At 44.1% G+C, this 23,372-nt stretch carries 24 protein-coding genes; 11 read left to right on the top strand and 13 right to left on the bottom strand.

Features of this window, described 5'->3' with window-relative positions; translation table 11 throughout:
• Positions 1–3: 3 nt before the first annotated feature.
• A complete protein-coding gene (locus ABDW33_RS15120) occupies positions 4–3,390 on the bottom strand; it encodes a SusC/RagA family TonB-linked outer membrane protein (RefSeq protein ID WP_343690909.1) in 3,387 nt (1,128 codons plus the stop codon).
• Between the two features lie 293 nt (positions 3,391–3,683).
• Here ABDW33_RS15120 and ABDW33_RS15115 point away from each other — a divergent pair, with 293 nt between their 5' ends.
• The 4 genes from ABDW33_RS15115 (at position 3,684) to ABDW33_RS15100 (ending at position 7,657) form a co-directional block, all read left to right on the top strand.
• Positions 3,684–4,253 (top strand): sigma-70 family RNA polymerase sigma factor, encoded by a 570-nt coding sequence (locus ABDW33_RS15115; RefSeq protein ID WP_343690908.1) that lies wholly within the window; start codon positions 3,684–3,686, stop codon positions 4,251–4,253.
• A 46-nt stretch (positions 4,254–4,299) separates the two neighbouring features.
• The gene (locus ABDW33_RS15110) at positions 4,300–5,307 is read left to right on the top strand and encodes a FecR domain-containing protein (protein WP_343690907.1); all 1,008 of its coding nucleotides are present in this window, start codon (positions 4,300–4,302) and stop codon (positions 5,305–5,307) included.
• Positions 5,308–5,371: 64 nt separating this feature from the next.
• Positions 5,372–6,805, top strand: a complete 1,434-nt coding sequence (locus ABDW33_RS15105; RefSeq protein WP_343690906.1) for an endonuclease/exonuclease/phosphatase family protein — start codon at positions 5,372–5,374, stop codon at positions 6,803–6,805.
• 87 nt (positions 6,806–6,892) lie between these two features.
• Positions 6,893–7,657 carry an SDR family NAD(P)-dependent oxidoreductase gene (locus tag ABDW33_RS15100; RefSeq protein ID WP_343690905.1) on the top strand — a complete coding sequence of 255 codons (765 nt, stop codon included), beginning with the start codon at positions 6,893–6,895 and terminating at the stop codon, positions 7,655–7,657.
• A gap of 61 nt (positions 7,658–7,718) precedes the next feature.
• Here ABDW33_RS15100 and ABDW33_RS15095 read toward each other — a convergent pair whose 3' ends face one another.
• From ABDW33_RS15095 to ABDW33_RS15080, 4 genes are all read right to left on the bottom strand, one after another.
• The gene (locus tag ABDW33_RS15095; RefSeq protein ID WP_343690904.1) at positions 7,719–8,084 is read right to left on the bottom strand and encodes a VOC family protein; all 366 of its coding nucleotides are present in this window, start codon (positions 8,082–8,084) and stop codon (positions 7,719–7,721) included.
• 369 nt (positions 8,085–8,453) lie between these two features.
• Positions 8,454–9,167: an AraC family transcriptional regulator gene (locus ABDW33_RS15090; protein WP_343690903.1), complete on the bottom strand. Its 714-nt coding sequence runs from the start codon at positions 9,165–9,167 to the stop codon at positions 8,454–8,456.
• A 25-nt stretch (positions 9,168–9,192) separates the two neighbouring features.
• Complete coding sequence (locus tag ABDW33_RS15085; RefSeq protein WP_343690902.1) at positions 9,193–9,660, bottom strand: hypothetical protein; 468 nt, start codon at positions 9,658–9,660, stop codon at positions 9,193–9,195.
• Positions 9,661–9,909: 249 nt separating this feature from the next.
• Positions 9,910–10,452: a hypothetical protein gene (locus ABDW33_RS15080; RefSeq protein ID WP_343690901.1), complete on the bottom strand. Its 543-nt coding sequence runs from the start codon at positions 10,450–10,452 to the stop codon at positions 9,910–9,912.
• Positions 10,453–10,628: 176 nt separating this feature from the next.
• Between ABDW33_RS15080 and ABDW33_RS15075 the strand changes: the two genes are divergently transcribed.
• From ABDW33_RS15075 to ABDW33_RS15060, 4 genes are all read left to right on the top strand, one after another.
• Positions 10,629–11,039, top strand: coding sequence for an ester cyclase (locus ABDW33_RS15075; RefSeq protein WP_343690900.1), 411 nt, complete (start codon positions 10,629–10,631; stop codon positions 11,037–11,039).
• Positions 11,040–11,056: 17 nt separating this feature from the next.
• Positions 11,057–11,980, top strand: coding sequence for a helix-turn-helix transcriptional regulator (locus tag ABDW33_RS15070; RefSeq protein WP_343690899.1), 924 nt, complete (start codon positions 11,057–11,059; stop codon positions 11,978–11,980).
• A gap of 228 nt (positions 11,981–12,208) precedes the next feature.
• Positions 12,209–12,679, top strand: a complete 471-nt coding sequence (locus ABDW33_RS15065; RefSeq protein ID WP_343690898.1) for a hypothetical protein — start codon at positions 12,209–12,211, stop codon at positions 12,677–12,679.
• On the top strand, positions 12,676–13,032 hold the full coding sequence (locus ABDW33_RS15060) for a response regulator (RefSeq protein WP_343690897.1): 357 nt from the start codon (positions 12,676–12,678) through the stop codon (positions 13,030–13,032). The genes ABDW33_RS15065 and ABDW33_RS15060 overlap by 4 nt, the downstream gene beginning before the upstream one ends.
• A gap of 22 nt (positions 13,033–13,054) precedes the next feature.
• Here ABDW33_RS15060 and ABDW33_RS15055 read toward each other — a convergent pair whose 3' ends face one another.
• The 7 genes from ABDW33_RS15055 to ABDW33_RS15025 all read right to left on the bottom strand — a co-directional run bounded on the left by ABDW33_RS15055 (position 13,055) and on the right by ABDW33_RS15025 (position 19,607).
• Positions 13,055–13,627, bottom strand: a complete 573-nt coding sequence (locus ABDW33_RS15055) for a TlpA disulfide reductase family protein (protein ID WP_343690896.1) — start codon at positions 13,625–13,627, stop codon at positions 13,055–13,057.
• Between the two features lies 1 nt (position 13,628).
• A complete protein-coding gene (locus ABDW33_RS15050; RefSeq protein WP_343690895.1) occupies positions 13,629–14,201 on the bottom strand; it encodes a TlpA disulfide reductase family protein in 573 nt (190 codons plus the stop codon).
• 157 nt (positions 14,202–14,358) lie between these two features.
• Positions 14,359–15,084: an SDR family oxidoreductase gene (locus ABDW33_RS15045; protein ID WP_343690894.1), complete on the bottom strand. Its 726-nt coding sequence runs from the start codon at positions 15,082–15,084 to the stop codon at positions 14,359–14,361.
• Between the two features lie 112 nt (positions 15,085–15,196).
• Positions 15,197–16,078, bottom strand: coding sequence for an AraC family transcriptional regulator (locus ABDW33_RS15040; RefSeq protein ID WP_343690893.1), 882 nt, complete (start codon positions 16,076–16,078; stop codon positions 15,197–15,199).
• A 279-nt stretch (positions 16,079–16,357) separates the two neighbouring features.
• Positions 16,358–18,304 (bottom strand): TonB-dependent receptor, encoded by a 1,947-nt coding sequence (locus ABDW33_RS15035; protein WP_343690892.1) that lies wholly within the window; start codon positions 18,302–18,304, stop codon positions 16,358–16,360.
• A gap of 10 nt (positions 18,305–18,314) precedes the next feature.
• A complete protein-coding gene (locus ABDW33_RS15030; RefSeq protein WP_343690891.1) occupies positions 18,315–19,145 on the bottom strand; it encodes a FixH family protein in 831 nt (276 codons plus the stop codon).
• 138 nt (positions 19,146–19,283) lie between these two features.
• A complete protein-coding gene (locus tag ABDW33_RS15025; RefSeq protein ID WP_343690890.1) occupies positions 19,284–19,607 on the bottom strand; it encodes a hypothetical protein in 324 nt (107 codons plus the stop codon).
• Between the two features lie 242 nt (positions 19,608–19,849).
• On the opposite strand from ABDW33_RS15025, the gene ABDW33_RS15020 reads away from it, so the two are divergent.
• Positions 19,850–20,812, top strand: coding sequence for an aldo/keto reductase (locus ABDW33_RS15020; RefSeq protein WP_343690889.1), 963 nt, complete (start codon positions 19,850–19,852; stop codon positions 20,810–20,812).
• 251 nt (positions 20,813–21,063) lie between these two features.
• Here the strand turns inward: ABDW33_RS15020 and ABDW33_RS15015 are convergent, their stop codons facing one another.
• Positions 21,064–21,717, bottom strand: coding sequence for a hypothetical protein (locus tag ABDW33_RS15015; protein ID WP_343690888.1), 654 nt, complete (start codon positions 21,715–21,717; stop codon positions 21,064–21,066).
• A 173-nt stretch (positions 21,718–21,890) separates the two neighbouring features.
• On the opposite strand from ABDW33_RS15015, the gene ABDW33_RS15010 reads away from it, so the two are divergent.
• Together ABDW33_RS15010 and ABDW33_RS15005 are read left to right on the top strand one after the other, a co-directional pair.
• On the top strand, positions 21,891–22,481 hold the full coding sequence (locus ABDW33_RS15010) for a hypothetical protein (protein WP_343690887.1): 591 nt from the start codon (positions 21,891–21,893) through the stop codon (positions 22,479–22,481).
• A 150-nt stretch (positions 22,482–22,631) separates the two neighbouring features.
• The gene (locus ABDW33_RS15005) at positions 22,632–23,372 is read left to right on the top strand and encodes an Error-prone repair protein ImuA (protein WP_343690886.1); all 741 of its coding nucleotides are present in this window, start codon (positions 22,632–22,634) and stop codon (positions 23,370–23,372) included.

Below are 23,372 nucleotides of genomic sequence, written 5' to 3'. Positions count from 1 at the left end.
GTTTTAGAAGCCAACCTTGATATTCATACCCACCATACGTTGCGCAGGCGCATTCATATTTTCGGTGTCAACATCCGGGTCTGAGAATTTGAAATTGGTGAACAGGAAAAGGTTCTGGCCAGTCAGCGCCAACGACGCATTCTTAATGCCTGACTTACCAAACCAGCGCTGTGGTACCACATAGGCCAGAGAGATTTCACGCACCTTCACAAACGTTTTACTCATCACACCATTCTCGTAAGAGTTACCCCATTTACGTGCATAAGCCTGGTAACTCACCGCCACATCATTCGGCGCATACTGACGCGTATCGCTGGTGATCCTGCCGTAGTTGTCGTACGTGGCCTGGCCGCTTGTTACCTTCACACCATTCCCCACGTAATTCTTTAACCCATTTACCACTTCATCATACCGATGGCTGTTATCTGTTTCTGGGTTGGATCCTGTATCAAACATCTTGGCGTAGATGTAATCATACATCTTACCACCAATACGGCCATCGATATTGATGCCCAGGTTCCAGTTACCATAAGTAAAGTTGTTAATGAAACCGAATACAAAATTTGGATCAGTATAACCATATTGCTGCGTATAACTGCTCAGCATAGGCAGCCCTGCCTGGTGAATCACATTTCCCTGAGGATCTCTGAGTGCCTTTTCTGTATAAGCTAATACATCCTTACGTCCTCCTTTTTTCGTCCACAGGTTTTTCGCGGAGTATACAGGGTCAATATCTACGAAATACCTGTTCTGCGTAGAGAAGTTCACCATAGTATTCCACATAAATTTCCCCTTCTTCATCACCGTACCATCTACCGTGATCTCCACACCGCGGCGTGCATAGGTTTCAGCAGTATTGATCAGTGTAGTGGCATAGCCTGATGAAGGGGCCAGTGTCTGAGAGATTTGGTTGTTGTAGTACAACTTGGTAAAGTAAGCGATATCTACATGCACGCGCTTGTTAAACAAATAAGCCGCAGTACCGAACTCCCATGTTCTCGTAGTCGTAGGCAGGAGGTTACTGCCTGACAGGTTATCGGGTGTGGTAGCACTCAATGTACCCCAGCTGTTATTAATAGTATAAGCCAGGTTGTTGGCATATACATCCAGCGGTGTCTTAGTCATCGTCCAGGAACCTCTTACTTTCCACAGATCAATGAAGGCAGGCAACTTAATAAATTCAGACATCAGCACACTCGTTGCTACAGATGGATAGAAGTAGGAACGATTGTTGGTTGCCTGTGTAGAACTCCAGTCGTTTCTTCCTGTGATATCCAGGAAAACTGCGCTGTTCCAGGAAAGCGTTGCCTTTGCATACAGTGAGTTCGTCTGCTTTGCCCAGGTACCGTAATTATTAATAATACCATCCACACCAGCAGTAGTAGATGGTACTGCATTCGCCAGCGAATACCAGCCCGGAACTGCCAACCCGTTTCTTGTCCTGGCACCCTGTTCTCTTTGTTTATAATAGAAAATACTGGCTCCGCCCAATGCATCAAAATTCCATTTCTTCACCTGCTTGTTGTAAGTCAGCAACAGGTCACTGTTGATACTGTTTCCCCAGCTTTGATTCTGACCATATAAACCTTTACCACTCCAGTCAAATCCGAAAGTATTGCCGATAGTGATCCCCCTGGTAGAGTTGATACCTGCAGGATTACGGACAATATCTTCATTCTTGTAATAATCATATCCGTTTCTGAACATGAGCTTCAGATCTTTTGTAAAGTTGTACGTCATGGACAAACTTGCATTCATCTTATTCTGCTCAGTGCTTCTTAGTTTTTCGTAAGCAATCAGGTAGGGATTATCATACCAGGAAGTATACAACCAGTTCTGCTTTTGATCAGGGGTTACCCAATAATCTTTATATTGACGGATGTCATAGTCCGGCCCTGTCCACATTAAGATCTGGTAAATATATCCCTGCTGATTATAGGCGCTACCCCACAGTTGAGGGGCAGTGGTACGGGTGTATCCCATGTGGCTTTCAAGGGTGAATTTCTCACCTACTTTCATTTCGCCGCTCATGGTATAGTTGATGATGTTGAGCTTCTGGTTAGGGAACTGACCTTTATTATAAATATGGTTCAACCCGGCTCTGAAAAAACCATATTGACCACCTTTTGTCACACTGATGCTGTTGTTGGTGATCAGCCCATTCTGCATAAAGTTTTTCAGGTTGTTTTTACCGCTTGATACTAGGGGCAAGGTTTCATTTTGTTTGGTCACCGGGTTCCACTGCGTAGCCGTCTGCCCTATATCGAGTTTAGGCCCCCACACATAGTCTGTAGCGATCTTACCATCCAGACCATGCCCATAAGCAGTCTGTACCTTAGGTATAGCAAGATATCCCATGTTAGCCATGGTGTTGCTGTTTACATCTACCGTGAGCCGGTCTTCCTTACTGCGTTTCGTGGTGATCATGACTGCACCCGCGGCACCACGGGAGCCGTATAATGCAGCAGCAGTAGGGCCTTTCAGCATGTTAATGCTCTCGATATCATCGGTAGGAATATCACGCATGGTCATATTTCCGTAGGGTACTCCATCGATAACGAGCAGGGGTGTCTCCCCACGCATCTCCAGCGTGGGCGTGCCATTGAACTCTGTTGAGTTCTTTACATTCAGACCGGAAACATGACCCGTCAGTGAAGTACCTATATCCACACCCTTTACAGTTTGCAGTGTGTTCCCTTTTACAGATTGCACCGCGTAACCCAGTGCCTTTTCATCCCGCTTTACTCCGAGCGCCGTTACCACAACTTCACCCAGTTGCTTGGTGGCAGCATCCAGTTTTACGTCAATACTGGTACGGTCGCCTACAACCTCCTCATGCGTCATGAAACCTACCAGTGAGAATACCAATGTCGCGCCCGGCCCCGCCACGGTGATCGCATAAGTACCATCAGGATTCGCCATCACCCCGTTACCAGTGCCTTTCTCTAAAACAGTCGCATTAGGAATAGGCTGTGTACCATCTGTTATGATACCGCCTACCCTGATCTTCTGCGCAACCGGTGCGGCATGATTTTCTTCTTCGCCCGCTTTCTTTACAGGAGCCTGGTATTCGCCTACCCTATCTTTTTCTACAATAGTGTAGTAATTAGGTTTTACATACAGAAATACAAGATCATTAGGATACAATACTCCTTTTAATACGTCTTCCAGCTTCTTTCCCCCGAAGTTGCTGATGTTGTAGGTGGTTGTTTTTTTCTTTACTACCTGCGGATCGTAGACAAAATCTGTTTTGTACTCGCGGGTGATAGCTTTCAAGGCGTCAATTACAGGGACAGCTTTTTGTGCATACGCCTGACTCCCGACAGTCAGTAACAGTAACACAAGCAACCGCTTAAAATAGCGCAGCGTCATAGTTGGATTTTTTTTCATTTAGGTAAAGTGGAATTTGCTCCATCTGCAGAGAAGTGTTGGATACCGAAAAAATTACCCCACCATCTGAAAACTTTTTCGCTACTATAATGAGCGTACAAAATACACGTATTGTTTTACCCTTTCAAAATAAGCTCCGCAAGATAATGACAATCAGCCATTTATTTAGCCCTCTTCTTTTTCAGAAGCAGATGTCGATAACAATTACTTAACATAACAAACCATCTTTAAAATGGGTGGTATGCAATTTTTTATAATTTTGCATCCTTATTCCACCAACGACTACTACAAAAATGGACAATCCGGATTTCAAACAGCTAATGAATGGCGATATCGACGCCTACTCCGGACTGTATAAAGAATATTACAAACGATTTTATAATTACGGCAGGAAGTTTACGACCAACATTCATCTTATAGAAGACAGTATACAGGAGGTATTTCTTGATCTGTGGAAGAGACGGGATAAATTATCACATGTAGACGCGCCCAATTATTATCTCTATTCATCCTTTAGGTACGTTCTTATCAAAAAGATCAGGCAGCATGATAAAATAGTGTTTAACCAGTCAGCCGAAGAAGCATACGAATTTTCCAGCGAGCACGTGATCGTCAGCAATGAGCTGAATGAGGAGCTGCAAAATAAATTGCAGAAGGCCATTAAAACACTAACGGGCCGACAGCTGGAAGCTATCTTCCTCATGTATTACGAAGGGCTTTCGTACAAGGAAGTAGCCGCCATCCTCAATATCTCTGTCAAAGCCACCTATAAGATCATGGCTAGAAGCCTTTCAGCCCTGAAAGAAAAGTTTACAATCTTATTATTATTATTTGAATATTTACTTTTGGTAAAAATATTCTGATTCCTTTGGGGTAAAATCGGCGATACCTGATACTATATATAATAGAATGAATAAAAAATCTATAACATATAAATATGTTGATTATAAGGAAAGCGATTTTCTTTCGGATGCATATTTCCAGGAATGGGTATACCAGCCGTCAGCAGATCTGGATGCGTTCTGGCAACAGGTGATCGCTGCGCTTCCCCAACAAAAGGAAACCATAGAGAACGCCCGCTTATACCTGCAAAACATTTCGTTTGTGACCCATACACCATCAGACGAAGCAATCGCCAACTCCTGGGAGAAACAATTACAACTCATACAGGCAATACCAGAACGCCGGTCCGGCGTACGCCGCCTGTTGCTCAGGGCAGCAGCCGTAGTAGCAGGTGCGTTATTGCTTGCAGGAGGCTGGTACCTCCTGCAACAAAAGGGTGCCGAGCAATTCATAGCCAGCACCGGCTTTGGAGAAATAAAACAGGTCCTGCTTCCGGATGGATCAAAAGTAGACCTGAATGCCAACTCAAAGATCACCTACAGCAAACGGGAAGTCTGGCTGGAAGGGGAAGCCCTCTTTAATGTAGCGCATAATAATAAAGAGTTCCTCGTACACACAAAAGACCTGACGGTTACCGTACTGGGTACTATCTTCGATATCAGGCAGCGGCGCCGCAAAACAGAAATCGTTCTGCAAAGCGGGAAAATCAAACTTTCCTTCGCCAGCGGTAAAGAACAGGACATCATCATGACACCCGGCCAGATCGTCTCGTATAATGATCAGGAAAAGCGATCTAAGACATCCAGCACTTCCCCTGAGAAATTCAGTGCATGGAAAAACCAGCGCCTGATCCTGCAGGATCCTACAGTAAGTGATATCCTTGTATATCTCGAAGATAATTTCGGTAAGAAAATAATTATGGAAGATCCTGCGCTCAGTAACAGAACGGTGAACGGGCCGATCCTCATTTCTTCGCTGGATGACGCACTTTTCGTACTTTCTACTGTATTGAACACCGAAGTGGTAAAAAGAGATAGCACGACTATTATCATGCGTTCACGTAGTTCTAAATAGATTTTTTTCAACTTTCATGGGGTAAGTTTATAGTATTCTATCACTATATACTAAAGTATATTCCATGAGAAAATTTCTGGCTGCAATTATTTGCATCTGCACGTTTGGCAATAGCTATGCCCAACAGCATTATCCTTATTACGACGACATCCAGGCATTTAAGCAACAAGACGCCATTGACGTTCCTATGGGTAATGAAATACTCTTCATTGGCAGTTCTTCCTTTACTTACTGGCAGGATGTCAATAACTACTTCCCGGGACATAAGATCATCAACCGCGGTTTTGGTGGCTCGAACCTGATGGATGTCATCCATTATGCTGATGATATCATTTTTGCCTATCACCCAAAACAGATCGTTATTTATTGCGGAGAAAATGATCTCGCTTCCGATACCGTAAAGGCGCCAATGGTACTGAAACGATTCCAGACACTATTTTCCATGATCCGTGCTAAAATGCCGAACGTACCTGTCACCTACATTTCCATTAAACCAAGTCCCAGCAGGGTCAGGCTATTGCCTGAAATGGTGAAGAGTAACAAGGCTATTCAGCAATATCTTTCTAAACAACCCAATACTTCCTTTGTAGATGTATATAGCAAAATGATGCCGCTCAAACCGGATATCTTCAAAGAAGATCAGCTGCACATGAAACCTGTAGGCTACCGTATCTGGCAACAGGCAATTGCGCCTCACCTGGTCAACCAGCAGATCAGCACTATGAAGGTAGCCACCTTCAACCTGCGCCTCAATATTGCCTACGACAGCGCCAATGCATGGCCCCATCGCAAAGACATGGTCCGCGACCTGATCAGGTATCACAAATTCGATGTGTTTGGTGTGCAGGAAGCCCTGATCGATCAGATGCGGGACCTGGATGCAATGGGCACTTATCATCACGTAGGTGTGGGCAGGAACGATGGTAAAGAAGGAGGCGAATTTGCTGCCATCTTTTATAATAAAGATAAGTACGAACTGCTGCAATCCGGCAACTTCTGGTTATCACCCACGCCTGAGGTTCCTTCAAAAGGCTGGGATGCCGCCTATATCCGTATCTGTACCTGGGCTCATCTCACGGAAAAAGCAACCGGGAAAACGTTTTATTTCTTCAACACACACTTCGACAATGAAGGTGTACAGGCCAGAGAAAATGCAGCAGGGATGATCTTAAAAAAAATGCATGAGTTATCTGATAGCAGCACACCAGTGATCGTCACCGGTGATTTTAATTCCAATCCGGCGACCAGCGCATACGGCACTATCGTAAAACAGCTCAGAGACGCCAAACTGGTATCAAAAACACCCCCTTACGGCCCGGACAGTACCTTCCAGGATTTTAAATACCATAACTGGACCCAGGTAGTTACAGAAGGCAGAATCGACTTTGTATTTGTAAATAATCGTATAGAAGTACTCGACTATGCCGTCTTAACAGATTCAAAAGACCTGCGTTTCCCGTCTGACCATTTCCCTGTAGTGTGCACGATCCGGTATTAACCCGTTTCAACTACAAGAAGCCTCATTTCACCTACAGTTATTAATGCGTTGTATCTCAACTTTGTGCTATCATAAAACATGTAAATAATGGAAACTATTTCGCACAAAAGGATAGCATTGGTAACCGGGGCAAACCAGGGAGTAGGTAAACAGGTAGCAAAAGAACTTGTCGCCAATGGTGTCACGGTTCTGTTGGGGGCCCGCAATTTTGACAAAGGCGTAATTGCTGACAATGAGATTGGAGCAGGTGCCATCCCGATACAACTGGACGTGACTGATGCCAGCTCTGTTGCCGCCGCCGCGGAACGTATTCGTACCGAATTCGGGCGGCTTGATCTGCTGGTTAACAACGCCGCCATTTCAAACTCAGGCCGACACGAGTTCTCGCTGGAAAACTATGCCACCCTGTATGGAACCAGTACTGTAGCACTCGATGAAGTACGCACTATCTGGGAAACAAATGTATTTGGTCCACTGGCCGTGTACCAGGCCATGCTGCCACTTCTGCGGCTCTCTGCTGATGCACGTATTGTAAATGTATCAAGTTCCGTAGGGTCAATGGCGCTGAATGCAGACCCTTCTTTTCCCTACAGGAAAATGTTTACGCCGACATACGCCGGGTCCAAGAGTGCAATGAATATCATGGCCCTCTGTATGATGATAGAACATGAGAATGACGGTATTAAGGTAAACCTGGTATCACCTGGCTTTACAAGTACAGCATTGAATAATTTCGCGGGAACAGAATCGGTGGAGGATGGATCAAGAGAGGTCGTGAGAGTCGCACTGTTTGGACCAGATGATCCGGGCGGTACCTACACCAGCTGGGAAAATAAAAACATCCCATGGTAATCCAGCCTGTACTGTACAAAAAGAAGAGCGCCTGTATCTTTCTGTGGATACAGGCGCTGCCTTAAGCGGGCAATACACTGATCTCTATCATGATCTTATCAAAGTGGAAATAAAACCCGAAGGTATCCCTCAGCTTCCGGGGTTCGCTTTCGAAAGTAACCTCTTCGTTGATAAGGCCCTCATAGATCTTCATCACGGCGTCCTTATCCTGCTGATAAAAACCGATATGAAAGTTTTCAGGATAACTGACCGTTGCAGTCTTATTCAATTTTGAGGCCCAAAAGATCAACACAAAATTGTCTTCATTTGTCAGTACTGCAACCGCGTCCTTCCTGTTCTCCAGGCAGGTAAACCCCAGGTGATGTTCGAACAAACGAACGGCCTTAGCGACATCCGTCACTACCAGATTGATATGATTTAACCGCATTGAATTATAATTGTAATTAAGTGATGGCACAAAATTAACCTACCTGCCAACCGCGAAATAGGAAAAATCGGACGTTTAATTGCTGAGTAGTGAGGTAAGTGTAGGTATATCTTTTAAACACAGGGCAATTAAAAGTATTTTACTTGCAGATTCGGTTTAAACGCAGGGCAATTAAAAGCGTTCTACTTGCAGATTCGGTTTAAACGCAGGGCAATTAAAAGCGTTCTACTTGCAGATTCGGTTTAAACGCAGGGCAATTAAAAGCGTTCTACTTGCAGATTCGGTTTAAACGCAGGGTAATTAGTAGCGCCAGTTCTGTTTAAAATTTCTCGTGCCAGCCATAAACAGCTATCCTTCAAAATAAAAATATTAACCTGGGTCATTCAACTGCAGGTATCGCTGGGCTTCATTTTTCAGCAACACCTTCGGCGTCGTCCCGGTATACTTCCTGATCTCCCGGATAAAATGCGACTGATCATAAAACCCGAGATCCGGGTTAAGATCTCCGGCTTTGATCTTCTGATAGGCAGCATAGCACTTTAAAATACTGCTATAGCTTTTTAATGGAATCCCTAATATCTTATTGAGATAACGATTGATCTGCCTGGCACTCCAGAACGACTGACTGGAAAGCGTGCCTACATCAATATCCCCGGCCGTCTTTTCCAATTGCTCGAATAACAGCAATTTCCTCCTGTCAATCATTTCCACCTGTACCATGTTTTTTATATCCGCACTTACCAGGGCCGCAAAATGCTGAAGGCAATCGCTATGAAGTATATTCGCAAACACGCCAAACCGCGCTAACGTTTCACATTGATCCAGGTAATACTCTTTGCCCAACGGTGTCAAACGTATTCCCATCTTCCACTCACCTGCCGGCATTACTATATCATAAGGCGCAGATTGAATACCAAACAACGACACGTCTTTCAGCACCCGATCCTCAAAAAACACCACCAGTTCCAAACATCCATCCGGAAGGGTAGTAAATTGAAGGGCTGCACCCGTTTCATTGGAAGTCATCCAAAAACACCTGATCAACGGCTTCAACTCTTCTGATGGTGCTAATTCACGATACATTACTATCCGGATTTATAGTTCAAAATTACCCGACCTTCTTAAATATGATATAATCCCAATCCATCTCGCTTCCCTTCCAGTAATCTCTGTTATATTTAAAGTCTGTAAACTTTAGAGAAGCCCTCAATACATCCCCAAACAAGATTGTATACTTAGCAATTTCCTCATCCGAAAATTCTATGACAATCCTGAAAGGATCTGTCCACTGCTCCGTATCCCCACTTAGCCCCCAGATAACGACACCGGACATTTCTATAATCTGCTGATTACATGTAAATGTCTCTATTAAAGTATCATCGATCCATTTCCCATTTACAAACCACTCCGCATGCTTTTCTTTTAAATGCGCCTTTACGATGCCGCCTAAAATAAAGGAAATATCGCCCAATGGCTCATTATAATATTTTGATGGCTGGGCAACAGAACGCTCTCCTGTTGTAAAAGGAGAAAGTTCCATTGCCAGCATATTTTCAAGTTCGGAGATTGACTTCATGTAACCGTATACTGATTTCAATTCCTAAAATATACTATTGTAATCAAAGTGACAAAAACTGTATTACCCGCACGGCATTTACAACCGCTTCTCCAAACATTATCTGTTGCCTGCTCCGTTTCGGAAGGGGATTGTCATCTCATTCCCTATCACCAGTCTGCCCGAAGCCCCGGTGTTATTGCATCCACATTCCGTTTTACCGTCCCTTCCTGCACATCAAGACCGAACAGGTAGCAATGCTTCACTCTCCTAGTCATTATAATCTTCTGGAACATTATCTAAGACATGCTGGATCCTTTCATTCGCTTCCGTTAATAACGCCTTATTAATCTCAGACGTATGCTTCGTCTCCTTCAGCACAGCCTTCCCCGCCGTTATCTCCATGTGCGCCAACACTCCTTGCCCACCCCAGAAAAAATCATAAATAAACGCCACCCCTTCGTCCCCCTCCTCCATATACCCTGCAATACTCTTCAATATCGCCAGCATAGGCAAAATTTCATAATAATTCTCGCTAAAAAACACACTGACAAAATAATACATGCCTGCTTCCTGCTTCACCTCACTCATCGTCTGTTTATCATCCAGCAATGACTGAAACACGGCACCATTTGTTGGTTGAAATCCCGTAGGAATCTTTTCTAACGGGGCCTTCGAATACATCTCCCGGCTATCCCACCAGGAAGTCCAGTCTTTATCCACCGCCGGTGTAGTTAAGGGTGCGGCAAAAAAACGGTCAAGGTTTTCCTTCTTAATTTTGAGTTTTACAAACAAAGAACTCAGTTCTGACATGGTAATTGCTTTTGCAAAAGCACCTGTATTGCAAGGGCCTCTATGAAATAAACTTTTGACAAAGTTCAAGATATAAAAAAAATACCACGATCATACATCCGGTTACAAACTCCTTACATCTGGTTACGCGCCACTGTGCCCTCCGCCCGACCTTTGTCTCACAAAAATTAATCATCATGAGCTTAGCAAAAAACAAATCCATCATCAACGAGTTTGACAAATCCGCCATTGAACAATACAACCCCTCCGCCGTAGACACCTTCGTCTCCGACCACGTCATCAATCATGCGGCCAAACCCGGTGCACCGAATGGCAAAGACAGCTTTCATCACTTCCTGAAAGCGCTCCACGGCGGTCTCTCCAACATCAAAGTAACTGTGCTAAGGCAGATTGCCGAAAACGACCTGGTTGTAACTCACAAATCCTTCAGCGGCCTCCACACCGGCAACCTCTTCGGGGTTCCTCCTACCCACAACCAGATCAGCTTCGAAGCCATCGAAATTATCCGTCTTGAAAACGACAAATATGTGGAACACTGGGTACAAAGTAACATGGGTACTGTGCTCGGTACACTCAATGGCCATTAATCTTGTAACTTTATTGTATGAAAAGCGCATCACCTTTCCGTATCCATTCCATCAGCGAACTACATCGGCTCAGGAAATTTCCACCGCCCATGCACCCGTCGATCAGTGTACTGGAACTCACAGCGGTCAATGATGAATTTCTCGAAGTCGCCCAATCCATGATCTTCGACTTCTACGTCATCGCCCTCAAACGGAATTTCAACCTTCACCTGAAATATGGGCAGCATCGCTACGATTTCGACCAGGGCGTTCTCTACTTCATGTCTCCCGGACAGGTATTCGGTATGGGACAGGATGCGGCAGGTGATGGCAATGACGTAAAAGGCTGGATGCTCCTCATTCACCCTGACTTTCTCTGGAATACTCCTCTGGCAAAAGCAATCAGCAAATACGCATATTTTGACTATGCAGTAAACGAAGCCCTCTTTTTGTCGGACAAAGAAGAAACTATCATCGTCGGCATCCTGCAAAACATCCAACAGGAATACCAGGGCAACATGGATAAATTCAGCCAGCATATCATCATCAATCATATAGAAGCACTCCTCAACTATGCGGATCGCTTTTATCACAGACAATTCCTGACGCGTAAAATTGCGAATCACCAGGTACTCGACAGACTGGATGCGCTGCTGAATGAAGCCTTTTCCAGCCAGCACCTCATCCATTCAGGTATGCCAACTGTACAACAGATCGCAGATAAACTACATCTTTCCAGAAATTATCTGAGCTCGCTTCTCACCATCACAACAGGCCGCAATACCCAACAACATATACAGGACAAGCTGATCGCGGTCGCAAAAGAGCGGATCTCTACTACCAATCTTTCTGTCAGCGAGATTGCCTACGAACTCGGCTTCGAACACCCACAGTCTTTCAGCAGGATCTTTAAAGCAAAAACCGGCATGTCTCCGCTCGCTTTCCGCGAATCATTTAATTGATACTTCAACTCCATTCTTTAAGAAACTGCATTTACAAGGAATTCCCCCGACTTTATGTTACCTTAGTGACTAATCAGACGGAAATCAATACATGCGAGCAGTGCAGCGCCCGGTAACATCCCGCTTTTCTTATAACATTCGGTGGCTCGCATCTACAATTAACGGCAAACCATAAAAGACAAGCTGATGCATCAAACCACGGATTGGTACCATTCCATCCTTCATGTTATGGATAAGCGTTTCTGTGTATACAAAATAATTGATGAGAATAAAAAAACAATTGATCTTCGCTTGACGGAAGCGAACCCCGCGTTTGAAAAACAATCCGGATTAAACAAGTTTACCAGCAAGCTGGCTGTTTACCTGACACCAGGCACAGATACTTATCAGCAGAGGATATATGACACAGTAGTCCAAACAGGCGAACACATTACTTTGGAGAGATGGTATATGGACGGTAAAAGGGCGGGTATTAAAGAACACGATTATAGTATACAAAAAGAGGACCTTGCAAAGACTGCAGACCATTTCTTCCGGGTCATCACCAACAAGATGCCATTCTATCCTGGCACAGGTGTTGGGCTACATGTGGCGGCACGGATCACTGGACGGCGCAATAGGACCAATTCGGCTCGGAGCAGGTTCGGACACGGCTTCACATTTTCTTTTACGTTACCTATCCGAAAAGATGAGTTATGAAAAGAATATTATTACTGGAAGACGATCAACCGATCAGGGAAGCCTTTCAAGTCGCGTTCAGGAACAGTGAATATGAATTGATATTATTGGATAGTGGAGACAAAATCATGAACAATGATATTGAAGCGCCGGATGTGTTTATACTGGATAAGAATATTTCCGGTACAGATGGGCTGGAGGTGTGCAGGTACATTAAGCAATGTGAAGTATATAAAAACGTACCGGTGATCATGCTGTCGGCAAATCCGGATATTGTGAAGCTGGCGGGAGATGCAGGGGCGGACGGTGTAATAGAAAAGCCATTTTCGCTGAAGAGGTTAAGAGAAACGCTGATCATGTTGACTATTTGCTAATACTGCTGCCCGCTCATTTTTGCTAATGATGAATGATCTCATTCATCTGATCAGCGAAGTCCTCTCTCGCATAATTCGCTATTCCTTCATGATGATACCTGATGCGGCCATCCTTATCCAGGATGACAGTAGTTGGTAATGTGCCATTATATACCACTGCAGGCAATATATCCAATGCCTTATAAACAGGCAGGCCAACCCCTTCTTTTTGTAAAAAAGCATTTGCCTTTGCCAGGTCATCATCCTCATTAATCAGGATGAATGCGACATGCGGGTTATTCTTAAACCTGTTGTACAAAGATAGCACAGATGAAAATTCAGCACGGCATGGCGGACACCAGGATGCCCAGAAATTAATGAACACGACCTTTCCTTTCAGCGAAGACGTATTCAAAATCATTCCTGTACCGGCATCCCTGTAATTAAATGCGGTCAACTCCCCTACCGGTTTATCCTGTATGTGTGCATTAAATATCCCCAGATCCATTAACCGACTCAGTACCCATGCTTTTGCACCCGTATTGGTAAGTAATACCACAATCAGGATTCCCCATATAATCGTTTGCAGATTTTTTTGCAGCAACTTTTTCATCATCTCATTTCCCGGCAAGAAGATCAGTTAATATCTTCCGGATCTCCGGAGAAGTATAATCTTTCCCGCCCTCATAATGCCAGACGATGGCGCCATCTTTCCCAAGAATAGTCGAAGTAGGAATAGAGTGGTAGTAAAGCTCCATCGGCACAGCACTGGTAGCTGCATAGACTGGTAGATGGAAGCCCTTATCATCCATATATGCAGTAGACTTTGGCAACGCAGCATCCACATCGATCGTTAAAAAAACGATGGAATCATTGCCATTGAATGACTGTTTTAAAGCATGAATGGAAGGCATTTCCTGCACACAGGGCTGGCACCAGGTGGCCCAGAAGTTGATGAATACAACCTTCCCTTTGAGCGCACTGATCGTGATTGTTTGTCCATTTACATCCTTCAGGGAGAAGTTGGGCCTAAGCGTAGTATCCGGATGCATAACCGGTGTAAATTTATCTACTGATGTACCAAAGGCAAAACAAGTCGCACTGTTGAAAGGGACGAATGATAACAAGATCAGCATTACAAGGAGATGCTGTGGTGTCTGCCTGATTTTATGAAATATAATATCGCTCATTGCGTTACGAAGTTATGACATTAAATATGATATGTCAAGTAGGGTGCAACGAGCTTCGTTACGTGCTTAAAAGCACAGATGCAGGTGCGCGTTGAGTGATCATGTACTGCTACTCAACGCACACCTGCAATGTAACATCTTAAATAGCCATCCCGGATCACCAGGGGCAAACTGCCGGCGCCGGATAATATTCCTCACTGAAATACTTACCCGTTGGCCCATCCGGACCGATCAACGCATATTTCGCAATCCGCTGCCCGGCTTCCGCTGCTGTACTCGTGCCCTGATGCCCGGTAAAATCCGTCCTGGTATATCCCGGACATACTGCATTTACCTTGCATGCTGTTTCCTTCAACTCATAGGCCAGATTGACCGTATACATATTCAATGCCGATTTCGAAGACTGGTAGGCAACATACCGCTTCGGATAATTAGCATTCTCTATATCTGCAGCCAATGAAAGAGAAGCCATTGCCGTACTCACATTCACAATTCTCGGTGCCTCTGACTGCCTTAGCAAATCTATAAAGGCCTGCGTTACCCTTATCACGCCAAATACATTTGTATCATATACAGTCAGAAAATCATCTGCAGACGTTTCCAGCGCTGATTGCTCAAATCCACCTGCAATGCCCGCATTATTCACCAATACATCCAGTGCAGTAATAGCGCTTCTTGCCGCATCCACCGATGCCTGGCTGGTCACATCCAATTGTACAGCAGCAATATGTTGTAACCCCTCCGCCCGGAGTTGCTCTACCGCAGCCTCACCATTTTTAAGCTGACGGCTTCCTAAATAAACAAAGAAACCTTGTTGTGCGAGTATTTTTGCTACCTCAAAGCCAATACCTTTATTGGCACCTGTTACTAATGCTGATTTCATAATATTGATTTATGAAACAAAGGTAGGTAGCGGGGAACCCCACGATGGGGACAAATCGTTTTTCTTGTGGGACAAATCATGAAATCAGGTCAACTTACCTGCATCCTGTATGCTAATTCTGCCCTAACTCCTGCAATGATGCCAAATAAGCACTTACACTCTTGCCTGTACTTTTCTTAAACACCCTCGAAAAATACCGGGGATCACTAAATCCCAGTTCATACGCCAATTCCTTCACAGACACCCTGGAGTACTGCAGCTTCCGCTGTGCCTCCAGCATCAGGCGATTCGTAATCCATTCCTTCGGCGACACGCCCGCAAACTCCTTTACAATCCCATACAACGTACCCGATGTCAATGCCAGCTGCTCCGCTATACCCTGTACATCATGCTGCTCACTCAGATTCGTTTCTACCGCCATTTTAAATGCGATATACTTCGATAACTTCGTCCCCGTATGTACATCCTGCTCTCCATACTGCTCAAAATAAGCGGTATTAAACTCCGTCAGCACCGTATGCAGATGCGCCAGTATCACCTCCGCTTTTTTCTGCTTTCCTGGTGTATGTAGCAGCTGAAATAACCCTGAAAGTAAATTCTTTACCCGCAACTGAGCGGCTTTGTCAAATGAGATGGCATTTACATTATACGGATTCACCAGAAATGGATATTTACCCGGCAACAACATCAGTGTACTCTCATCAAATGACAACGCATACTGCATGTTATTCTTATCATATGGCAATTTTGTAAACACCTGGTTGGGTAAACCAAAAGCCAGTCCACCATTTGCAATATTAAATTCATGCAGGTCTGTCACAAAAGTAGCTGCGCCCGTCACTATAAACTGGAAGTAATAAAAAGACAGCCTGTGCGGCTGTGCCAGGATCTCCAACACATCAGCCGGCAGCGGAATCTCACAGTTCTGATTTAATGCAAGCAGCAATTTATCGTGGTGCCTGATCTTGTCCAACATACCCTTGGTATCCTGCATAGATGTCAATTTGATACAAAATTAAGCATTAATATTACATGTCCGTTCTCCTTAAAACAGGTGATATACCTCATAAAAGGTTGTATCAAAAGTAAAATTTCCCGGTTTTAATTCGGATACCTGATGGAGAGGAATTTTGATATTGAATTCTCAATGTCTTCAAATTACTTTTGATACAACCTTTTTATGCGGAAACATGAAGGGAAAAGATATCGTTGTAGCAATCCGTTGGGATGTAGTTATGGGATACCGTCTTACAAAATTCAGTCTCCTGTTCCTCTAATAGGTCCATATTAGATTCACAAATATATTCCTCCCCATCCGGGGCACCCTATTCCAATCCGCAAAAGTTCTGTACTTTCTATCCATCACATTCTCCACCCCGGTCTTTACCATCAGCCCACTCCTCCACAGTCTGAACTGATACGCTCCTGACACATTCAATACTGCATATCCCGCAGTCGCCTGCTCTCCAAACTCCTCATTATACCTGGCCTGCTTCAGGGCGCCATTGACCACCACATCCGCCGAAAACGCCCTCCTCAAAAAGCCCATTCCTGAACTATATGTAAAGGGCTGTATCAATGGTAAATTCCTCACCCCTTTACCAGATCCCCACCGGTAGCTCAACCTGTTCGTCCATGTCAGATACGGTCCCACCTGATAATCGCCTTCTACACCTGCATTCAACACATCCGCATACGCCAGTTGCTCATACACTTTCACACCCGCGGCACCAATTGTCATTACACTCAGACCCGCCCGCGGCCGCCCAATGATATAATCCATCAAATGGAAAAAAGATCCGCTCACCTTACCTGAAAATTTTCCCGTACGACCACTCACTGATCCATTCAAACTCACAGTTCGCTCATTTTTCATCTCAGGATTTCCTATGTAATCATACCGGTCAAAACTATTAAACAAATAATATCCATAGCCCTCAGACACTCCAGGTGCGCGCTCACCATACCCTGCCCCTAGTGTATACTGCCAGCTGTCAGCCATATAATTAACCGCCGCAGACAACCGCTTCAGCACCCTTACCTTGTTCCGTTCCATTCCCGGGTAAAAGATCCGTAAACTTTCCAGTCCCTGCACATTATCTACTACATTGTTCTGCACGCCCACTCCTGCGCTCACCGTTGTACGCCACCTTTCACTCATCGCATAACTATCCTCTCCATACACATCTCCATAGTAAGTGAGCACACCCGGCCAGGTCAGCATAAACATATCCTTCTCACCTGCTGTATTTGAATACATGGTCATCTCTGCCAGGGATTTATTATAATGTCCGCTCAAGTTCCCTTTCCACGTATGCTTCCCTTCACTCCCTTTCAAAGAAGAATAAAATCCCGCCGTCTTACTCCACCCCGGCATATCCATCCTGACAGGAACTACCGGCCGCTGCTTATCATCCATTACATGCCTGATCGTGTTATAATACACCTTTGTTTCCCAGCCATGGCGAATATAAGCCAACGATGCAATCACTCCCCTCGCCAGTCCCACATCCATTGTCAAAGCCGGATATCCCACATGCACCGCACGGTCATAAATCACAGATGCCACTACCTGCGAATGCTCATTTACCCTATATCCCACATTTGCACTCGTATTGTACTTGGTATACTGAGAATACAATACTTCCTCACCACCCCCTGCTTTATAATTCCCGGCATTCCGATAAGTAAAGTCAATATCGGTAAACATTTTCGGGGTTGAAACAGACAACGCGCCACCAATCACCTGCTGTTCACTATTTGTTTCAAACCCCGTAAATGCCATGCCGGACAATTTCTTCTCACCAAATGTGCCCTTCTTTCTTACCAGGTCGATACTCCCTGCTATAGCAGCTCCAGCTGCAGACTGCCCGCTATGCACATTCACCTTCGCCAGATTCGTTATATCCACATAAGATGTGACCGGATCCATCTTGTCAGTGCATGCGGCATAGATCCGCATCCCATCTATTGTCACCACGCTACGTTCTGATGCCATCCCATTCAGGTATGGCTCCCACGCATACGCTCCCCGCCTTATCATATTCACCATATTTGATTTCTCCAGGTATTTGTCCAGCGTAGACAATGGTTTGCCTGTTTTATCAGACAATGAACGCTTATGAATGATCTCCACTTCCTTCAACAGATCCATCTTTATAGTATCCTGCGAATAAACTGTAAGTGTGCAAAGCAAAAATGCAATTGTCAACCGAAGCATATAAACAGGTTTAGAATTCCAGTTCAAAATAAATACTGCTTCCTTCATTCGTATCAGTTACTGCTTCGCCCTTTAAGTTTGTCTGTGTCGCATCCAGCAATTGCAGATTGATCTTCCAATACCCCGTCATGGTAAGGCTGAGCTTACCGTAATACATACCATCTGTACCCTGTGTCAGATCGACATTATTAGGAGAGGTATGATTCCCCATGCCCGGCATCCGGGGATCTATTTTGATGGTATAATTCTTTACTGCTACAAAACTTGTCATAGACTCCATTTTATACAGCACCGCAGCAATATCATTTACCGCAACAGCAGGTTTGGCCGGATGTACCAGCGCCAGTACATACCTGTTATTATCTGCACCTTTAAAACTTTCTACCACACGCTTTGCAGCTTCTGCTACCGTTATCTTATCCGTTACTGTATAAGTCGTATTACCAATGGTATAATTCACTGTCAGGTCCCAGTACTCTTCTTCACTGCCGGCCATCTGAAATACAATGTACCCCTTGTAGATACCATTTGTTTTATTCCCGACAGCAGATGCCGGGCAGGAATGTTCCATCCCCATCATATGCATTAATGGTAACCATGTCACACTTACATTGCGCTCCACTATTCCCTGGGTATTCTTAATCTGTATGTACACTTCATTATACCCTGTCTGGAATTTACCACTGGTTGTATATAGAGCCACCTTGTGCGTATCATTTGTCAGCGTTGTCACCAATGTCAATCCATCGAGGTCGTCCGGTATTACTACATCTTCTTTTTTACTACAGGATACAAATACAGAAAAGGTTATTAATATTAAAACTGATTTAAGTAAGTTCATGGGTGTTTTCTTTTGAAAATTTACAGGCATAACATATCCCTTATGTATCTGCTTTATTTGCAAAGCAGACACATTCATCCTGAACGCATGTAGCGTTCAAAAAATAAAATAAATGAATTACATCATGGGAAACTTAACCTATGCCTGTGGGGGTTTCTTACGTGGATCTGTAAACAGATAAGAATATTGTGGGTGTGTAAATACCGGATACATCTGCGCCGGCAACTCTGTAAATGCTTCTCTGGCAAAGCCGATACAAGGTGGAACCGGACAAGCCAATGCTTCTGACTGCAGCTCTTTTAATAATTTCTCTGTATTATTATCTTTTTGTTCCTGCTGCATCTTTGCCAACTGACATTTACCATTACAATGCAACTCCGGCTTGTTCTTATTCTCACAAAAAGCCGTCACAAACAGCTGCGTATCGTACTCGTATACAGCATATAATATTGAGGTTTTCATACTCCCCATCAGGAATATAAAAAACAATAATGGACTCAATATTACCGCCAGCTTTCTCAAAGGTTGAATAATAATTGCAGCGAAATTATTAAATATTATCGATAGAAGAAAGGAGTAGTCCTGCTAAATACATGATTGTTATCATCACTGAGCCGTATGGGAAAATAAATTGAGCTATGCAGGAAATGATCCATAACAAATTATGACTCACCTTTGTTTTACTAATCAATAATACAGGTAACATGAAAACAATACAATTAGGCAATAACGGTCCCATGGTTTCGAAAATCGGGTTAGGCTGTATGCGCATGTCCTCGGTTTGGGGCAGTCCCACAAATGACGAGACTGAAAGTATCGCTACAATTCAGCAGGCATTGGACAGTGGTATTAATTTTCTCAATACCGGTGATTTCTATGGTGCAGGGCATAATGAACTACTGGTAGGCAAAGCCATCAAAGGCAGAAGAGACGATGCCTTTATCAGCGTAAAATTTGGCGCTATCTTCGACAAAGGTCATATGCTGGGCTTAGATCTTCGCCCGATAGCGATCAGGAACTTCATTAACTATTCACTGGTGCGCCTGGGTATCGACACGATTGATTTGTACCAGCCATGCAGACTTGACAATAGTGTGCCCATCGAAGATGTGATCGGTACCATTTCCGACCTGATCAAAGAGGGCAAAGTACGTTATATAGGAGTTTCTGAAATCACGCCGGAACAATTGCGCAAAGCTAACAGTGTATATCCTATATCCGCACTGGAAATAGGTTACTCCCTGGCGGACCGCCAGATTGAAAGCGAACTACTGCCCACTGCCAGGGAATTAGGTATAAGTGTGGTGGCTTTTGCAAACACGGCGGAAGGTTTGCTGACGGGAGAGATGAAGGCACCATTGCCAGCAAATAGTTATCAAAACCACTTCTCCCGTTTCCAGGGTGAAAACCTGGTTAAAAACCTGGAGAAGGTGGAAGTACTGAAGAACATGGCGAAGGGAAAAGGAGTTACTCCTACCCAACTGGCTATTGCATGGGTCAATGCGCAAGGTGAGCATATCATGCCGCTGGTTAGTATGAGCAGAAGATCCCGCCTGCCTGAAAATCTCAAAGCGATGGAAATTGTATTGACAGATGATGAAATGCAGACGCTCAATACCACATTTGCACCCGGAGCGATCCTTGGTGGTACATATTTACAGCGGTAATTATTTATATCGCTGAATGATATATGCGGTTTGCGCAAAGCAGCTGCATGTATCCGGGCATTTTGGCCGGAAGCTGCATGTTAGAAGGGTGCTATGAAAAGGTTGATCCGGATGATAAAATAACAACAGGGACCGTTTATGAACGGTCCCTGTTGTGTAAAGATTATAATAGCGGCACAAATTCACTTACCCTTGATACGGTTAGACACTACCTATTTCAAAAGGTATCAGAGAAGATATTATATGCTCTTTTATTTATCAGCATGAACCTTATTCCCCCATATTAACAGTTCATCAATTTTCTCAAGTTGTAAATTTTCAACTACGTTAATCCGCTCAATACGTTCCTGAAAAACCAGTAGTGTTTCCTGCAGATTTGCTAAAGCGACCTCCAACTCATTTCTTGAAACCGTTAAAATTATGTCAGGAGGTAAAGGATAAAAAGGCTCATTCTCATCTTTAAATTCAAAAACGATATTATCATCCTGAATATGAATAGCAGGAGACGGATGGCCTTCAGCGGGCAAGATCTTCAAATCAGCCAGTCCGTTCCAAAACCTGATATCAGCAAGGTTGCTACAACATTGTGGGAAATACTTATCTTCTGCATCCACTTTCAATACATAACCTCCAAAGAAAGGACTGACATTATCTCTTTCATACTCACCTTCCCGGTATGCCCGGGTATAGTCCAATAACCACCTTGTAAGATTTGCATCTGAAATATTCACTAACTGGTAAAATGTAGTTCCACTTAAATAAGGCTCCATAAGGTCTGTAAACCCTGCTCTTCGCAAACATGCTGCCTGGTATGCATCCTTATCTGCTGCATCTCCCCCTGCAGGCCAGGTTACATCCTGATATGTGTAACAGATGTCAAGAACAGGTATGAGCTCAATCTTCATATGCATAAAACTATAACATTTCTCCATACTTTTGATGGCATTTAGTACACTGATGCTATATGTGCTGGTGCACTGTTTATACAGTGCTATTATATTCACCCTCTCTCCCCCCAATCCCCTTGCCAAATTGACAAATTAAACAATACCTTTGCGCCCAAAATCAGCATCATCGAATGATTAAAATTAACCAGGAATACGCCTTCTCTCTTGATAATGTATTATTCTCTTTTGCACTTCCGGCTGAAGCCGCAGAAGTATTCGAAAGCCATCATACCCTCATCACCGGAATTGGTAAAGTAAATGCAGCCTATGAACTGACAAAGGCCATACAAATAAAAAGACCCGCATTGATTGTAAACCTGGGATCTGCAGGCAGTAATTTTTTCAGGAAAGGTGAAGTAGTATGTTGTACCAGATTCATTCAACGTGATATGGATGTAAGAGGGCTGGGCTATGCACAATATGAAACGCCCTTATCAGGAGTACCTCCTTTACTCGAATACGGCCTGACCATGGACGGCGTAAATGTAGCCACCTGCGGTACGGGCGACAACTTCGAAATGGGCCATTCAGCGACTGCCTATAATGTAGTCGATATGGAAGCGTACGCGATTGCGCTGATCGCCATGAAAGAACAGATCCCTTTCCTCTGTCTGAAATACATCTCAGATGGTGCAGATGATAACGCAGCGGAAGACTGGCTGGTACAGGTACATAAAGCAGCTGTTGCCTACGGAGAGTTACTGCAGTTGCGAAAACAATAATTTCACTGACAGGAATAAAAAAACATTTTCAGGAAAAAAGCTGGCTCGAAAAGTCAGCTTTTTTTAATACATACCCCTGAAAGAAAAAAATAGTTTTAGCTAAAAAATATAGTACTATTGCTAATATTTTTAGTATTAACTTTTTAATCCATGTCTATGCTAACAAACAAAGCCGAGGTGATCAAACGCCTGCAGCAGGACATATTGCATCTGCAAGGATTTAAATCAAGAAACAGTGCAGAGAATCTCCTGGGTTTAGGCCCCGTAGAAGCGGCATTTCCTAATGGCATCTTTGCAACCGGGGCGATTCATGAATTCGTATCACAGGGTAGCGAAGAAACGGCTGCTACCTTTGGATTCGTCAGTGCTGTTATATCTAAATTAATGACGGACAGCCGGCCCTGTATCTGGATCTGCCCCAGCCGCAGCCTGTTTCCGCCAGCATTAAAGAAATTCAATATCGCGCCAGCCCGGATCATCTTTGTTGAGACAACGACCGATGCAGAAAGCTTATGGGTCATGGAAGAAGCATTGAAATGTGATGGTATTGCGGTGGTAATCGGTGAAATACCAAGAGTATCCTTTTCTCAGTCGAGGAGACTGCAGCTGGCCGTTGAAAAAAGTAAAGTGACAGGTTTTTTACTACGTGCTGTAAAAACACAGAATATGCTGGCAAGTATTGCAAAATGGCACATTACACCAGTACAGAGTATGAATCCGGATGGGTTTCCGGGAGTGGGATTTCCGCAATGGAATGTGGCATTACTGAAAGTGAGAAACGGGAAACCTGGCAGCTGGAAAGTTGCCTGGATGCCAGAAGGATTCAGGGTAAATCACGAACCACGCTCAATCATTCAGGAAATATCTGAAAAGGTCTCTCAAGTTGGCTAA

Origin of the sequence: Chitinophaga sp. (assembly GCF_039596155.1) — a bacterium.
Classification (GTDB): domain Bacteria; phylum Bacteroidota; class Bacteroidia; order Chitinophagales; family Chitinophagaceae; genus Chitinophaga.
The sequence above is the reverse complement of the archived record's forward strand: the minus strand, read 5'-3'. Positions and strand labels throughout refer to the sequence as shown.

Excerpts from the sequence above, each read along its gene's own strand:
- ABDW33_RS15120 (WP_343690909.1), bottom strand. The coding sequence starts at position 3,390 with ATGAAAAAAAATCCAACTATGACGCTGCGCTATTTTAAGCGGTTGCTT.
- ABDW33_RS15115 (WP_343690908.1), top strand. The coding sequence starts at position 3,684 with ATGGACAATCCGGATTTCAAACAGCTAATGAATGGCGATATCGACGCC.
- ABDW33_RS15110 (WP_343690907.1), top strand. The coding sequence starts at position 4,300 with ATGAATAAAAAATCTATAACATATAAATATGTTGATTATAAGGAAAGC.
- ABDW33_RS15105 (WP_343690906.1), top strand. The coding sequence starts at position 5,372 with ATGAGAAAATTTCTGGCTGCAATTATTTGCATCTGCACGTTTGGCAAT.
- ABDW33_RS15100 (WP_343690905.1), top strand. The coding sequence starts at position 6,893 with ATGGAAACTATTTCGCACAAAAGGATAGCATTGGTAACCGGGGCAAAC.
- ABDW33_RS15095 (WP_343690904.1), bottom strand. The coding sequence starts at position 8,084 with ATGCGGTTAAATCATATCAATCTGGTAGTGACGGATGTCGCTAAGGCC.
- ABDW33_RS15090 (WP_343690903.1), bottom strand. The coding sequence starts at position 9,167 with ATGTATCGTGAATTAGCACCATCAGAAGAGTTGAAGCCGTTGATCAGG.
- ABDW33_RS15085 (WP_343690902.1), bottom strand. The coding sequence starts at position 9,660 with ATGAAGTCAATCTCCGAACTTGAAAATATGCTGGCAATGGAACTTTCT.
- ABDW33_RS15080 (WP_343690901.1), bottom strand. The coding sequence starts at position 10,452 with ATGTCAGAACTGAGTTCTTTGTTTGTAAAACTCAAAATTAAGAAGGAA.
- ABDW33_RS15075 (WP_343690900.1), top strand. The coding sequence starts at position 10,629 with ATGAGCTTAGCAAAAAACAAATCCATCATCAACGAGTTTGACAAATCC.
- ABDW33_RS15070 (WP_343690899.1), top strand. The coding sequence starts at position 11,057 with ATGAAAAGCGCATCACCTTTCCGTATCCATTCCATCAGCGAACTACAT.
- ABDW33_RS15065 (WP_343690898.1), top strand. The coding sequence starts at position 12,209 with ATGGATAAGCGTTTCTGTGTATACAAAATAATTGATGAGAATAAAAAA.
- ABDW33_RS15060 (WP_343690897.1), top strand. The coding sequence starts at position 12,676 with ATGAAAAGAATATTATTACTGGAAGACGATCAACCGATCAGGGAAGCC.
- ABDW33_RS15055 (WP_343690896.1), bottom strand. The coding sequence starts at position 13,627 with ATGATGAAAAAGTTGCTGCAAAAAAATCTGCAAACGATTATATGGGGA.
- ABDW33_RS15050 (WP_343690895.1), bottom strand. The coding sequence starts at position 14,201 with ATGAGCGATATTATATTTCATAAAATCAGGCAGACACCACAGCATCTC.
- ABDW33_RS15045 (WP_343690894.1), bottom strand. The coding sequence starts at position 15,084 with ATGAAATCAGCATTAGTAACAGGTGCCAATAAAGGTATTGGCTTTGAG.
- ABDW33_RS15040 (WP_343690893.1), bottom strand. The coding sequence starts at position 16,078 with ATGCAGGATACCAAGGGTATGTTGGACAAGATCAGGCACCACGATAAA.
- ABDW33_RS15035 (WP_343690892.1), bottom strand. The coding sequence starts at position 18,304 with ATGCTTCGGTTGACAATTGCATTTTTGCTTTGCACACTTACAGTTTAT.
- ABDW33_RS15030 (WP_343690891.1), bottom strand. The coding sequence starts at position 19,145 with ATGAACTTACTTAAATCAGTTTTAATATTAATAACCTTTTCTGTATTT.
- ABDW33_RS15025 (WP_343690890.1), bottom strand. The coding sequence starts at position 19,607 with ATGAAAACCTCAATATTATATGCTGTATACGAGTACGATACGCAGCTG.
- ABDW33_RS15020 (WP_343690889.1), top strand. The coding sequence starts at position 19,850 with ATGAAAACAATACAATTAGGCAATAACGGTCCCATGGTTTCGAAAATC.
- ABDW33_RS15015 (WP_343690888.1), bottom strand. The coding sequence starts at position 21,717 with ATGAAGATTGAGCTCATACCTGTTCTTGACATCTGTTACACATATCAG.
- ABDW33_RS15010 (WP_343690887.1), top strand. The coding sequence starts at position 21,891 with ATGATTAAAATTAACCAGGAATACGCCTTCTCTCTTGATAATGTATTA.
- ABDW33_RS15005 (WP_343690886.1), top strand. The coding sequence starts at position 22,632 with ATGTCTATGCTAACAAACAAAGCCGAGGTGATCAAACGCCTGCAGCAG.